Origin of the sequence: Paramaledivibacter caminithermalis DSM 15212 (assembly GCF_900142245.1) — a bacterium.
GTDB lineage: Bacteria > Bacillota > Clostridia > Peptostreptococcales > Caminicellaceae > Paramaledivibacter > Paramaledivibacter caminithermalis.
In genome coordinates, this window is the sequence record NZ_FRAG01000015.1 from 23995 (window position 1) to 38135 (window position 14141).

13 protein-coding genes are annotated in these 14141 nt (G+C 31.1%); all 13 read right to left on the minus strand.

Annotated features, from left to right (window positions below; all coding sequences use genetic code 11):
• Positions 1 to 214: 214 nt before the first annotated feature.
• Positions 215 to 4495 (minus strand): PolC-type DNA polymerase III, encoded by a 4281-nt coding sequence (locus tag BUB36_RS07620; protein ID WP_073148665.1) that lies wholly within the window; start codon positions 4493 to 4495, stop codon positions 215 to 217.
• A gap of 167 nt (positions 4496 to 4662) precedes the next feature.
• Entirely contained in the window at positions 4663 to 5727 is a 1065-nt protein-coding gene (ispG, locus tag BUB36_RS07625; protein WP_073148667.1) for a flavodoxin-dependent (E)-4-hydroxy-3-methylbut-2-enyl-diphosphate synthase, read from the minus strand.
• A gap of 12 nt (positions 5728 to 5739) precedes the next feature.
• The gene (rseP, locus tag BUB36_RS07630; protein ID WP_073148669.1) at positions 5740 to 6747 is read right to left on the minus strand and encodes an RIP metalloprotease RseP; all 1008 of its coding nucleotides are present in this window, start codon (positions 6745 to 6747) and stop codon (positions 5740 to 5742) included.
• 11 nt (positions 6748 to 6758) lie between these two features.
• Complete coding sequence (locus BUB36_RS07635) at positions 6759 to 7904, minus strand: 1-deoxy-D-xylulose-5-phosphate reductoisomerase (RefSeq protein WP_073148670.1); 1146 nt, start codon at positions 7902 to 7904, stop codon at positions 6759 to 6761.
• Positions 7905 to 8019: 115 nt separating this feature from the next.
• A complete protein-coding gene (locus BUB36_RS07640) occupies positions 8020 to 8805 on the minus strand; it encodes a phosphatidate cytidylyltransferase (protein WP_073148672.1) in 786 nt (261 codons plus the stop codon).
• A 99-nt stretch (positions 8806 to 8904) separates the two neighbouring features.
• The gene (locus tag BUB36_RS07645; RefSeq protein ID WP_073148674.1) at positions 8905 to 9663 is read right to left on the minus strand and encodes an isoprenyl transferase; all 759 of its coding nucleotides are present in this window, start codon (positions 9661 to 9663) and stop codon (positions 8905 to 8907) included.
• Between the two features lie 53 nt (positions 9664 to 9716).
• Positions 9717 to 9914, minus strand: a complete 198-nt coding sequence (locus tag BUB36_RS07650) for a hypothetical protein (RefSeq protein WP_073148676.1) — start codon at positions 9912 to 9914, stop codon at positions 9717 to 9719.
• Positions 9915 to 9919: 5 nt separating this feature from the next.
• Positions 9920 to 10474, minus strand: a complete 555-nt coding sequence (frr, locus tag BUB36_RS07655; protein ID WP_073148678.1) for a ribosome recycling factor — start codon at positions 10472 to 10474, stop codon at positions 9920 to 9922.
• Complete coding sequence (pyrH, locus tag BUB36_RS07660) at positions 10468 to 11193, minus strand: UMP kinase (RefSeq protein WP_334292997.1); 726 nt, start codon at positions 11191 to 11193, stop codon at positions 10468 to 10470. Before pyrH ends, frr begins: the two co-directional genes overlap by 7 nt.
• 194 nt (positions 11194 to 11387) lie before the next feature.
• Positions 11388 to 12038, minus strand: coding sequence for a translation elongation factor Ts (gene tsf, locus BUB36_RS07665; RefSeq protein ID WP_073148682.1), 651 nt, complete (start codon positions 12036 to 12038; stop codon positions 11388 to 11390).
• A gap of 100 nt (positions 12039 to 12138) precedes the next feature.
• The gene (gene rpsB / locus BUB36_RS07670) at positions 12139 to 12879 is read right to left on the minus strand and encodes a 30S ribosomal protein S2 (protein ID WP_073148684.1); all 741 of its coding nucleotides are present in this window, start codon (positions 12877 to 12879) and stop codon (positions 12139 to 12141) included.
• Between the two features lie 422 nt (positions 12880 to 13301).
• Positions 13302 to 13844 carry a DUF6115 domain-containing protein gene (locus BUB36_RS07675; protein ID WP_073148686.1) on the minus strand — a complete coding sequence of 181 codons (543 nt, stop codon included), beginning with the start codon at positions 13842 to 13844 and terminating at the stop codon, positions 13302 to 13304.
• 11 nt (positions 13845 to 13855) lie between these two features.
• Positions 13856 to 14137 (minus strand): hypothetical protein, encoded by a 282-nt coding sequence (locus BUB36_RS07680; protein WP_073148688.1) that lies wholly within the window; start codon positions 14135 to 14137, stop codon positions 13856 to 13858.
• Positions 14138 to 14141: the final 4 nt, after the last annotated feature.

Here is a 14141-nt window from a genome sequence, read left to right on the forward strand (position 1 = left end):
TACAGTTTAAACAAAATAAATTTAGTCCCTTTGCTTTATTAAAGTTAACTTGATGAAGTAACTACAATGACAAAGAGTGGGAAAGCCCCACTCTTTAGCAAAATACACATTATTATATGGAAATTATATCATAATGAGTAAATGTGTGCAACTTTAATTTGACACGCCAAGCTAGTTTCTATGGCGGGGATTTTAATATAGATGTTTTTCCTTTTTATATAACTTGAAATAGAGACAGTTGATTTGACTGAGGCAAATCCTTTAGACAGCCATGTTTATCTAAGGTTTCTATCACAGTTTTTGATATTTTTGTTCTTAATCTAATATCCTCTATTGAAAGAAATTCACTTTTTCTGCTTTCCTCAGCTATTTTCTTAGCAGCATTTTCTCCTACACCTTGTAATGCCCTAAGAGGTGGTAATATGGAATTATTCTTTATTAAAAACTTATCTGAATCAGATTCATATAAATCTACTTTCAGAAAACTAAACCCACGGCAATACATTTCATAAGCTACTTCAAGTACTGTAAGTAAGTCTTTTTCTTTTTGAGTTGCATTATTGCCTAGCTCACTAAGCTCCTTTATTTTATTCAATACAGTCTCCTTGCCCCTACATATTAAATCAGCATCAAAATCATCAACCTTTGTGGAAAAATAAGTAGAATAAAAAGCAAGGGGATAATGTACTTTAAAATAGGCTATTCTAAAGGACATCATAACATATGCAACTGCATGGGCCTTAGGAAACATATATTTAATCTTCTTACAGGATTCTATATACCATTTAGGAACATTATGTTCATTCATAAGCTTTTCATGCTCTGGAGTAAGGCCTTTACCCTTTCTTACTTTCTCCATTATAGTGAAGGCAGCCTTTGGTGGCAACCCCTTTAGAATGAGATAATTCATTATATCGTCCCTTGTTGATATAACATTCTTAAGCTGTGCAGTCCCTTGTCTAACTAATTCTTGTGCATTATTTAACCAAACATCGGTACCGTGGGACAGTCCACTGATTCTAACCAATTCAGCAAAGGTCGTAGGCTGGGTATCAATAAGCATCTGTCTTACAAATTTTGTCCCGAACTCTGGTATTCCCAATGAGCCAACTTCAATATCAAAATCCTCATCTACCAATTTAAGAGGTTCTGTAGAAGTAAATATTTTTACCGTGCTTTCATCATCAAGAGGAATAGATTGAGGATCAATATCCGTAAGTTCTTCAAGCATTTTTATAATTGTTGGAACATCATGTCCTAGTATGTCAAGCTTTAATAGCCTACCGCTGATTGCGTGATAGTCAAAGTGGGTAGTTATTACACCAGAGGATTTATCATTGGCTGGATACTGCACTGGTGTGAAATCATGTACTTCCTTATAGTTAGGTACAACCATTATACCTCCTGGATGTTGTCCAGTAGTTCTTTTAACTCCAGTACAGCCTGAGGATAATCTCAGGATTTCTCTGCTGCTTACTGTAATATTCTTTTCTTCAAAATATTTTTTTGCAAAACCAAAGGCTGTTTTATCTGCTATGGTGCCAATAGTCCCAGCCCTAAATACATATCCTGTGCCAAATAATTCCTCAGTGTACTTATGGGCTACCGATTGATACTCACCTGCAAAGTTAAGGTCAATATCTGGCTCTTTATCTCCTTCAAAACCTAAAAAAGTTTCGAAGGGTATAGCATGACCATCCTTGTTATATTTTGTACCACAATTAGGACAGGTCTTATCAGGTAAATCAGCTCCACTTTCATAGGACCCATCCGTTATAAATTCAGAGCTCTTACAGTTTGGACACACATAATGGGGAGCTAATGGATTAACCTCTGTTATATCACTCATAGTTGCTACAAAGGATGACCCTACAGAACCCCTTGACCCAACCAAATATCCATCTTTTAGAGATTTTGTAACTAATTTTTGGGCGATAATATACATCACAGCATAGCCATTGCTAATTATAGAACTTAACTCCCTATCAAGTCTTCTTTGTACTATTTCAGGCAATGGGTCTCCATATATACTTTTTGCCTTTTTATAGCACATATTACGTAAATCTTCATCTGCACCTTCAATTTTAGGAGGATAGGTTTCCTCGGGTATAGGAATTATATTTTCGATGGAATCTGCAATCATATTAGGATTTTTTACAACTACATCATAAGCAGTTTCTTCTCCAAGATAACTAAAATCATTTAACATTTCTTCAGTAGTCTTAAAGTATATAGGTGGTTGATTATCAGCATCAGAATATCCTTGCCCAGTCATGAGGATTGTTCTTAAAATTGCATCATGGGGATCTAAAAAGTGAACGTCACCTGTTGCAACTACAGGTTTATTATATTTTTTACCTAAATCTAAGATTTTCTTATTTATTTCCTTTAAATCATCATAATTCTTTACTATACCCTTCTCTATCATAAATCCATTGTTTTCTAAAGGCTGTATTTCAAGAAAATCGTAAAATTTAACGATATCCTTAATATCATCTTCATTTTTGTTGTTTAATATTGCTCTATACAACTCTCCTGCCTCACAGGCAGTACCTATTATCAATCCTTCCCTCATGCCTTCAAGCATACTCTTAGGAATTCTTGGTCTTTTATAGAAGGTTTCAAGATGGGAATGGGTAACAAGCTTGTAAAGATTTTTAAGTCCTCTATAATTCTTAACTAGAATATTTATATGATATGTATCAAGTTTTGTATAATCAACTTTATCACTTAGAAGATTATTTACATCATCAAGAGTATTAATATTTTTTTCCTTTAGTAAAGATATTAAATTAATAAATATTTCTCCTGTGGCTACTGCATCATCAACTGCACGATGGTGATTTTCAAGATTTACTTTAAAATGTTTAGCTAAAACATTTAATTTATATCTTTTTAAATTTGGTACTAATATTCTGCTTAAAGATAATGTATCTACAATAGTATTATTAAATTCTCTACCTAGTCTTTTACAATTTTCTTTTATAAATGAAGTATCAAAGGAAGCATTGTGAGCCACAACGGGATTATCATCTATAAAATCAAGAAATTTTGGTAATACTTCATTGATAGTTGGTTTGTCTTTAACCATTGCATCAGTAATGCCAGTTAATTCTACTATTTTTCCTGGGATTTTAACCTCTGGATTTATTAAAGCAGAAAATTTATCTATAATTTTACCATTATTAATCTTTACAGCTCCGATTTCCGTTATCTTATCATGCTTAAAGGATAATCCAGTTGTCTCGATATCGAATACTATATATGTATCATCTAATGATTGTCCTTTACTATTTTGTACCAGCAGAGAACCATCATTTATAATATAGCCTTCTATTCCATAGATAACTTTTATTCCATATTTTTTAGAAGCAGAAATAGCATCTGGATAAGCTTGAACTACGCCATGATCTGTTATTGCTATAGCTTTATGTCCCCACTGGGAAGCTCTTTTTATTAAATCCGATGCACTACACACACCATCCATGGAACTCATTTTAGTGTGGGCATGGAGCTCTACTCTCTTTTCTTTGCTATTGTCCATTCTTACCTTATCTTCTAAATCCGATATATTAATATCCCTTGCCATAATTACTGTTTCCTTTTCAAATGTATCGTATCGAACTGCTCCTCTTATTCTATAGTAGCTTCCCTTTTGTATATTTTCATCCAGCTGTTTTGCATCATCTTTGCTTACAAATATCTTAACTCCAATTGAAGATGTATAATCAGTAATTGATAGTGTTATTAATATTTTTCCACTTTTCAATTCTCTGGATTCTTTTTCAAAAACCTTACCTTCGATACATACCATCCCATCTTCTTCAGATAAACCCTTTATTCTCACAATTTCTCCATTAATCTTTTTTCCAAAAATATTTTTGTTTTTCGGTTTCTTTTCTTTATCTTTATTCTGTTTTTCACTAGGCTTTGAGCTTTGTGACATTATTTTACTCAATATTGAGTTTAGTTCCTTTTCTTTTTCATTATTATATGAATTACTATTATCAGATTCTAAAATTTTAAAATTAACCTTTATTCTTTTATTAAAGTCATTTTTATATATATCTTCTATTAGTTTATTACATTTTTTTATATTCAAATTTTCTAAGCCAACAGAATTGTCAACACATATCTCTAATATTTGCCTAGAACTGTCGTAGGCTCTTTTGCAATTTTTAAGCCATCCAAGCATGGATGGACTCTTGATTTTTATTTCATATAGTATATTGTCCCAATAATCTAGTATATATTTTTCAATATCATCAGATATTTCTTTATATACAGTATTTATTAAAACATCATTAACAAAGGGTAAACTCTCATTTATACTCAGTTTAAGATTATATAATTTTTCTTTTTCTATAATTTGATTAGGTACTAATGTTAAATGTAATGTTTTTGAATTTGCATTATATTTAATTGTATCAAGGTAAATATTTGATTTATCATTAAGAAAGCTTTTAAAATTATCATAGGTTGTATTTTGATTCATTTATTTACCTCCATATTAAGTTCCAATTTCTAGGTTCTAAGTTCCAAGATTTTTTGCCATTCTTTAAGGTCATTTAAAATAAAAACTGTCTGATTAGTCTTTTAGATTTTTCTTAAAAAGTATGACCATAAAGCTTGCAACTTGGAACCTACAACCCCAAAACTACTTTAGTCGTTTTGGACTACCTTTTCAACTTCCCTTAAAATAGCATCTACTATTTCACCCTCGGGGACCTTTTTTATGATTTTTCCTTTTTTGAATAACAATGCGGAGTTTTTACCTCCTGCTATACCTAGATCAGCTTCTCTTGCTTCACCAGGCCCATTAACGGCACAGCCCATAACTGCAACCGTTATAGGTAATTTAATATCCTTAAGAGCATTTTCTATTTTTTTAGTCAATTTAACTAAATCTATTTGGGTCCTTCCACATGTAGGACATGAAATGAAATTTATACCAAAACTTCTAATATTTAATGACTGTAAAATTTCTTTGCCTACTCTAACTTCTTCAGATGGATCACCCGTTAAAGAAACCCTCAATGTATCTCCGATACCATTTAAAAGTAATGTACCAATACCTATTGCTGATTTAATTGTACCTCTCCATACAGTACCCGCCTCTGTAATGCCAATATGCAGAGGGTATTTGACTTTTTTTGATAAAAGCTTATATGAATCAAGGGTTAGTTTTATATCGGAAGCCTTAAGGGAAATAATTATATTGCCAAAGTTAAGGTCTTCTAGAATTCTTACATGATTCATAGCACTCTCTACCAAAGCTTTTGGTGTCATGCCATACTGCTCAATAATATTTTTCTCCAATGAGCCAGCATTAACCCCTATACGAATTGGAATTTCCCTTACCCTAGCCTCCGATACTATTTCCTTCACTCTTTGTATATCACCTATATTCCCTGGATTTATTCTTAGCTTATCAATACCATTTTCTATGCACTTAAGGGCAAGTCTATAGTTAAAGTGAATATCTGCTACAAGGGGTACTGAAATGTTTTTTTTAATCTCTGGTACTGCCATAGCAGCCTCCATATCTGGTATCGCTATACGTACTATTTCACAACCATATTCTTCTAAATTTTTTATTTGATTAATAGTTTCCTTTATATTACGAGTGTCTGTATTGGTCATAGATTGAATAGCAATTGGCGCATCTCCGCCAATATAAATACTTCCACATCTTACTTTTTTTGTTTTCCTTCTTTTTATCTGCATTTTTCCACCGTCCTAAAGCAAGTTAAATCTTACAATGTCTTTATAGATAACTATAATCATTAAAGCTATCAGTATTACAAATCCAATCATATGGACAAAACCTTCCTTTTCAGGATCAACTGGACTTCCCTTGATTAATTCGATGATAGCAAAGATTATTCTTCCACCATCAAGGGCTGGAAAAGGTAAAATATTTAGAATGGCTAAGTTAATGGATATCACAGCTGCTAATGATAACAAGGAAAAAATGCTAATCTTCGCTGCTTCACCGACATAATGAACCATTCCGATTGGTCCAACAATATCTTTAGCCGACCCTTCTCCCCTTATAAAATTAAACAAAAATCCCAATATCTGCTTTATAACTAAAAAAACATTTTCTGCCGATGTTTTAACTGACTTTAGTAAGGATTTTTTCATAACTGGCGATATGCCTATAAGTCTTCTTTTTGTTTCTTCATCATATTCTGGTACAACATCAAAAGAAAAAACTTCTCCATTTCTAAGAACTTTTATATTCAATATATCATCTTCACTTTTCCCTATGGTATTAACAATGTCTTCCCAACTATCTATATGGGTTTCATTAATTTTTATAATTTCATCACCTGATTTTAACCCAGCCTTTTCTGCAGGAGAATTTTTAGTGGTTTCGTTTATTATATTAACAGGGTTTCCAAAGTTAAAGGCGATAATTGTAAGTAATAATATAGCCAATATTATGTTCATAATTGGACCAGCTGCTAAAACAGAAATTCTTTGCAGCGGGGTTTTTGATGAAAAGCTTCTTTCATCATCGGAAACCTCATCCTCTCCCTCCATTTTTACATATCCACCAATCGGTAAAATCCGCAAGGAGTACTCTGTTTCCTTACCCTTAAAGCTTATAATCTTAGGTCCCATACCCAAAGCAAATTGATGAACCTTTATGTTGTTTATTTTAGCTAAAGCAAAATGACCAAATTCATGGAAAAAAACTAGAAGCCCAAAAACAAACACAAAACTAATTGCAGTTAACATATAATCCCACCTTAGAAAGATTTATTTATATATTCTCTAGTGTATTTATCTGTTTCAATTATATCATTTATATTAGGATTTTTTATTATATTATGCTTTTTCATTGCTTTTTCTATTCTATCGGGTATATCATAGAATTTAATCCTATTATCTAAATATTGCATTACCAATTCTTCATTGGCAGCGTTCAATACCGTAGGCATTGTACCTCCAAGTCGTAAAGCCTCATAAGCTAAGTCCAGGCATAAAAAAGTATTTCTGTCTGGTTTTTCAAAGGTCAGTTCATTGTACTTCTCAAAACTCAAACCTTCAGTGTTTGATTTCACTCTTTCAGGATATGTCAATGCATATTGTATTGGAAGCTTCATATCTGGTATAGCAAGCTGTGCTAAAACAGAGCCATCAATAAATTCTACCATAGAATGAATAATACTTTGAGGATGTATTATTACATCTATCTTATCTATTTCAAGTCCAAATAACCATTTTGCCTCGATAACTTCAAGACCTTTATTCATCAACGTAGCTGAATCAATAGATATCTTCCTTCCCATTGACCAATTAGGGTGTTTAAGTGCATCCCTTGCCTTTACATCCATGAGTTTTTCCTTGTTCATTCCTCGAAAAGGACCACCAGAGGCAGTTAAAATAATCTTGTTTATTTCTTTTTTATTTGCTCCCTGTAAACATTGAAAAATTGCACTATGCTCACTGTCTACTGGTATTATTCTTGCATTATTAATATTTGCTTCCTTCATCACTAACTCGCCAGCTGTTACTAATGTTTCTTTATTAGCCAAAGCAATTGTTTTTCCTGTTTTTATAGCATTAAGGGTAGGCAATAATCCAATATTTCCTACGACTGACGTTACAAGAATATCGACTTCTTTAAGAGTAGATATTTCATTCAATCCCTCAAGTCCACATAAAATTTTAACATTAGAATCTGAAACTTTATTTCTCAATTCTTTAGCCTTTTTTTCATCAAAAACTGCAACATACTTTGGCGCAAATTCTTTAATTTGCTTCAATAATAAATCTATATTATTATTACCACTAATAGCAATAACCTTATATAAATCGAGATTATTTCTAATCACATCTAAGGTTTGTTTACCTATAGAACCTGTTGAACCTAAAATAGATATATTTTTCATATGTTCATCCCCCAGTGTCATACAATATTAGTCATATTACTTTATAGTGTAAATGTAATCCTATTAATTAAAAACATCTACTCACATGCTAGCCATTAATATTTTTTTCCTGATTTTACTTGAAGAAAAATAAAGCATAATAATAGACAACGGGTGCTATTAATAGTATACTGTCAAACCTATCAAGTATTCCTCCATGTCCAGGCATTACATTACCAAAATCCTTTATTCCTACTGCTCGTTTGATTCTCGATGCAATTAAATCTCCAGTTTGAGATATAATACTCCCAAAAAAACCTATAATTATTGAATGTACCATAAAGCTTGGAATGAAAAAATAGGAAAATAGAAATGAAGCTAAAGTACTTCCACATATACCACCTATAAATCCTTCAATAGTTTTCTTAGGACTGACTTCAGGGAAAAGTTTTTTGGGACCAAATAATTTTGAACCTAAAAAATTTCCTGCAAAATACGCAGACGTATCTGCTGACCAAGCAATTATAAATATAAACCAGATTATTAAGTTGGAATTTAATTTCGATGTTAATATAATATGTAACAAGAAATAGGATATGTATAAAAATCCTAATAGGGTTATTGCAATATCATTAAAGGTTACTTTTTTATTGAAGAGAAAAATAATCAATGAAGCAAAGGTTATCAATAAAAAAGTTAAATTAATATTAAAGTTTGAAGCAGTCGTATACATAAAAACAGTAAACAGATATCCAACGCAGCTCAGTGGATATATGTTCTTATGATTAAAGGATTGATAAAATTCCCTCAATGCCATTAGAACAACCACTAAAGTAGAAAGTTTTAAGATCCACCCACCACTGATTACTATAAAAATAAGTAATGGTAGCCCTATGACACCCGTTAATATTCTCTTTAGCATAAATTCACCATCCTATAGATAACAACTTCAAGTTCATATCCCACACTTGACAATATGAAAAATATATATCCATATTATCACACTAAAGCTGAATATCTTTTATTTAAGCCCCCCAAATCTTCTCTTTCTGTGCTTAAAATCATGTATTGCTTCAATTAAATGTTCAGAGGTAAAGTCTGGCCAATAGACCTTCGTAAACCATAGTTCGCTATAAGCTATTTGCCATAAAAGAAAATTACTTATTCTCTGTTCACCACTTGTTCGTATTAATAAATCTGGATCAGGTATACCCCTTGTGTATAGATATTTAGAAAATGTATCTTCACAGATATCTTCAATTTGCAAATTATTATCTAATACGTTTTCACATATGCCTTTAACAGCGTGAATAATATCTGATTTTCCACCATAGTTTAATGCAATATTAACGTTAAGCCCTTTATTATTTGATGTTAGATTGACAGCCTTATCAATCTCTGAAATTGCTTTTGACGGTAGTTTTGAAATATCTCCAATTATATTTATTTTAACATTATTATTATGCAATTCACCAATTTCTTTTCTAAGATATAAAACGAGAAGCTCCATCAGACCTTTAACTTCTTCAGCAGGTCTCTTCCAATTTTCGGTTGAAAATGCGTATAATGTTAAATACTTAATCCCTATATCTGAAGATGTTTTGATAACACCTCTTAAAGCTTCTACACCTGCTCTATGACCAGCAATTCTAGGTAAATTCCTTTTTTTTGCCCACCTCCCATTTCCATCCATAATGATTGCGATATGCTTAGGCAGCTTATCTTTATCTAAATCTACTATCATTTTTTCTTTATTGCTCTTCATAATATTTTTTAGCATACACTTTTAAACCTCCGTGTCGTTAAAACATTTAACCCTCCAAGGTAGGAGGGCTAAAAATAGCTAACCGTTATTACAATAGTATTGTCATAATTTTGCTGTCTTACAACTCTACATTCATTTTTTTTATATTCTTTTTTCATAAATGGAGATAAAGTTTCTTTTATACTAAAATTAAAGGTTTCTCCTAAACACTCTATGTTTTTAGAAACTTCTTCAAATCTAATACCTACTAAATCAGGTATTTCCATTTGGTTTATACCTCCAAAATTTCTTTCTCTTTTTTAGATACTAATTCTTCAACCTGTTTTATATATTTATCAGTCATTTTTTGCACTTCATCTTCTGCTCTCTTTAAATCATCTTCTGTAATTTCCTTGTTTTTTTCCATCTTTTTTAGTTTATCATTGGCATCTCTACGCTCATTTCGAATGGCTATTTTTATTTCTTCTCCTGCTTTTTTAACTACTTTTTTAAGTTCTTTTCTTCTTTCTTCCGTTAACATCGGTATAGCAAGTCTAATAACTTTTCCATCATTTGATGGATTTATTCCTAAATCAGATTGCATGATGGATTTTTCAATATCAGCTATAGAATTTGAATCATAGGGTTGTATAACCAACAATCTTGGTTCAGGTGCACTAATGCTAGCAATTTGTTTTAATGGTGTTTCTGCTCCGTAATAGTTAATAGTAATTCTGTCTAATAATGCTGGATTAGCTCTACCAGCTCTTATGCTATGTAATTCTTCCTTAAGCACATTAATTGATTTTTTCATTTTTTCTTCAAAATCCTTATGAACCTTTAGCATAGATCCTCCTCCTTTACATAAGTACCGATTTTTTCTCCTAAAATAACCCTTTTAATATTTTCAGGGTTCTTTAGACTAAATACAATAATAGGTATTTTGTTATCCATACATAGAGAAGTAGCAGTCGAATCCATTACTTTTAAACCTCTATTTAAGACATCAATATAAGTAAGTTCATTAAATCTTTTTGCATTTGGATTTATAGCTGGATCACTATCATAAACCCCATCAACTTTTTTTGCAAGCAAAATAACTTCGGCTTCTATTTCAGCTGCTCTTAGAGATGCAGTAGTATCTGTGGAAAAATATGGATTTCCTGTCCCAGCGGCAAATATTACTACTCTCCCCTTCTCTAAATGCCTTACAGCTCTCCTTCTAATATATGGTTCTGCAATTTGTCTCATTTCTATAGCCGTTTGAACCCTAGTTAATACACCAATATTCTCTAATGCATCCTGTAAGGCCAAGGAATTAATTACTGTAGCTAGCATTCCCATGTAGTCTGCCGTAGTCCTATCCATGCCTTCACTACTTCTTCCTCTCCAAAAGTTTCCCCCACCAACGACAACAGCAACCTCTACACCTAAATTGACTATTGCCTTAACTTGTTCAGCAATCGAATCAATTACGCTTTGATCTATTCCAAATCCATTTTCACCAGCCAACGCCTCACCACTTAACTTCAATATAACTCTTTTATATATAGGCCTCACAGTAATTAACCTCCGTTCTATTAGTTCTACACAAATACTAAAAAACCTTCTATAAATTTAAACATTTTAATTTAAGATAAACTTTTAAATAATCATAGCACTACATCTAATAAATATCATTTCATAGGTCTTATAAAAATAGAGAACACCTCTGTGCTCTCTATTTTTAGTTTTTACTAAATTAATAGATTTTAATATCTTTATTTATTTTGCATTTGTTTAGCAACTTCTTCTGCGAAATTTTCTTCTTTCTTTTCTATACCTTCACCAACTTCAAATCTAGCAAATCTTCTAATGTTTAAATTTTCACCGATTTTTGCTATTTTTTCATTTAATAAATCTTGTATTGTAATATCTGGATTTTTTATAAATGGTTGTTCTAAAAGACACACTTCTTTATAATATTTTTCAATCCTTCCTTCAACCATTTTATCGACTATTTTTTCAGGTTTTCCTTCATTTAAAGCTTGATTTCTAAGAATTTCCTTTTCTTTTTCTATAGTTTCCTTTGGTATTTCTTCACGTCTTACATATAATGGATTTGAAGCAGCTACTTGCATTGCAACATCCTTTGCAAAAGTTTGAAATTCTTCATTTTTAGCTACAAAGTCTGTTTCACTATTAACCTCTACTATAACTCCAATTCTACCACCATGTATGTATGATGAAATTATACCTTCTGCTGCAATTCTTCCAGCTTTTTTAGCTGCTTTTGCTAAACCCTTCTCCCTTAGTATTTCAATAGCTTTTTCCATGTCACCATCGGTTTCAACAAGAGCCTTTTTACAATCTAACATACCAGCACTAGTTTTTTCTCTTAATTCCTTTACCATTGAAGCAGTTACTGCCATTTATATTCCTCCTCTTTACACTATAATAAATGGTAAGAGTAGTAAGGGAGATTTTTCCCTTAATGCCCTTACCATTAAAGTTATCCTTAGTATAATATTCTTATTCTTCCACTGGTTCTTCTAATTCTTCAGTTTGTTCATCTTCAGTATCAAATTGTTCGCCTTGTCTACCCTCGATAATAGCATCAGCAATCTTTGAAGCTATTAATTTAACAGCTCTAATAGCATCATCATTTCCTGGGATAACATAATCTACTTCATCAGGATCACAATTAGTATCAACAATAGAAATTACTGGCAAACCTAAAATTTGTGCTTCTTTTAAAGCAATTTTTTCTTTTCTAGGATCAACTACGAAAAGAGCATCTGGTATTCCATCCATAGTTTTTATTCCACTTAAAAATTTTTCTAGCTTTTCCTTTTCATGTCTAAGCTTAATAACTTCTTTTTTAGGAAGAACATCAAAAGTACCATCTTCTTCCATTGTTTCAAGCTGAACTAATCTTTCAATCCTTTTTTTGATGGTTTTGTAATTTGTTAACATTCCACCTAACCATCTTTGATTTACGTAAAACATTCCACATCTTTTAGCTTCTTTTTCAATTGCCTCTTGAGCTTGCTTTTTTGTACCAACAAAAAGAATCTTCTTTCCTTCAGCAGCCAAATTCTTAACAAATTCATAGGCTTCTTCCATCTTCTTTACAGTTTTTTGCAAATCAATAATATAGATACCATTTCTTTCTGTAAAGATGTATTCAGCCATCTTAGGATTCCATCTTCTGGTTTGATGTCCAAAATGAACCCCTGCTTCAAGTAATTGTTTCATAGAAATTACACCCACTATTTACACCTCCATGGTTTTTTCCTCCGCCTCGATCATTTTCTTAAAGAACCTCTTATAGCAAGGCACCAGTTTAAGAATTTCGAGACGTGCGTATTTATTACCTTAAGTAGTATAACATATAAAATATTAATTATGCAAGAAAAAAGATTAAAATATTAAATTTTTAAATTTAGTATAATAAAGTTTTTCTTTAATATTAATAAAATAAACTCAAATTATAGTATAACCAAAAAAATATATATAACCATGAGTATTACTGTATTTTAGTAAATTACTAGCTGCTTGCTACTAGTTACTATGTTCATATCTAATCCTTAAATGGAAAATAATATAGAAAAAGCTGAGTAAAATAGAACCTACTTTATTTTTTATTGTTGAAATAGCTTAAGGTTAGAAACCAGTAGCTAGAAGCTAGTAAATTAAACTTCTAAATTGTTCCTTACCTTAGCTTTTTTTAAATTTATAATCAACTTAACTTCTCCTATCCCAATATTTAATGATTTTGCAATCTGGGGAATATTCATTCCTTTATCATATAACTCTTTTATTTTTACGCTTTTATTATTGGTATTTTTATCTTCCTTTGTAACATTTTCATTGACTATATTATTATTAAAATGATTTACGTCACTGTTACTATTTATATTTGTATTTTTAGGTTTACATTGTTTTTCATTATAAGCTTTTTTATGAATTGACTCACTCTCTGATGTTCTCATTTCTACTTGCTCTAATTTAGTTTCTAATACCTTATATTTTTTCTCCATTTGAGCTATTGTGTTATTAAAGGTTATATTAATACCATCTATGATATCTTCTATTGACTCTAAAGATGAAATCAATTCTATATTATCTTCCTCATATTCTTTATTGCTATTAGTTTCAGCCCTTTGATTTTTTATAAAAAATAGTGAAATGATAATAATTAGTATACCTATTACTAGAAATATTAAACTTATCATGCTGCACCCCATTATACTTTTATGTCTATTTTAGAATTTTTTCTATTTTTTACTCTCTTTTCATTATTATAAATGCACTTGTTATTTTCATTACTATTGTTGTTTTTTAATAGTGACTTATCTTTTTTTTCAGTAGTATTAACCTTTTTTAGTTTTTCTTTATCTATTTTTTTACTTTTCATATCTGCCTGCTGTAAAAGATTCTCACTTCTATTTGCCATATCCTGACTTATTTTTGAAATATTCTGTGATTTAGGCATAAGTACCTGCATATCTATAGGTCTAATAGGCATATCA

Bases quoted from the DNA above. Each gene is read 5' to 3' on its own strand.
- BUB36_RS07620 (WP_073148665.1), bottom strand. From the start codon at position 4,495: ATGAATCAAAATACAACCTATGATAATTTTAAAAGCTTTCTTAATGAT.
- ispG (WP_073148667.1), bottom strand. From the start codon at position 5,727: ATGCAGATAAAAAGAAGGAAAACAAAAAAAGTAAGATGTGGAAGTATT.
- rseP (WP_073148669.1), bottom strand. From the start codon at position 6,747: ATGTTAACTGCAATTAGTTTTGTGTTTGTTTTTGGGCTTCTAGTTTTT.
- BUB36_RS07635 (WP_073148670.1), bottom strand. From the start codon at position 7,904: ATGAAAAATATATCTATTTTAGGTTCAACAGGTTCTATAGGTAAACAA.
- BUB36_RS07640 (WP_073148672.1), bottom strand. From the start codon at position 8,805: ATGCTAAAGAGAATATTAACGGGTGTCATAGGGCTACCATTACTTATT.
- BUB36_RS07645 (WP_073148674.1), bottom strand. From the start codon at position 9,663: ATGCTAAAAAATATTATGAAGAGCAATAAAGAAAAAATGATAGTAGAT.
- BUB36_RS07650 (WP_073148676.1), bottom strand. From the start codon at position 9,914: ATGGAAATACCTGATTTAGTAGGTATTAGATTTGAAGAAGTTTCTAAA.
- frr (WP_073148678.1), bottom strand. From the start codon at position 10,474: ATGCTAAAGGTTCATAAGGATTTTGAAGAAAAAATGAAAAAATCAATT.
- tsf (WP_073148682.1), bottom strand. From the start codon at position 12,038: ATGGCAGTAACTGCTTCAATGGTAAAGGAATTAAGAGAAAAAACTAGT.
- BUB36_RS07675 (WP_073148686.1), bottom strand. From the start codon at position 13,844: ATGATAAGTTTAATATTTCTAGTAATAGGTATACTAATTATTATCATT.
- BUB36_RS07680 (WP_073148688.1), bottom strand. From the start codon at position 14,137: ATGCCTATTAGACCTATAGATATGCAGGTACTTATGCCTAAATCACAG.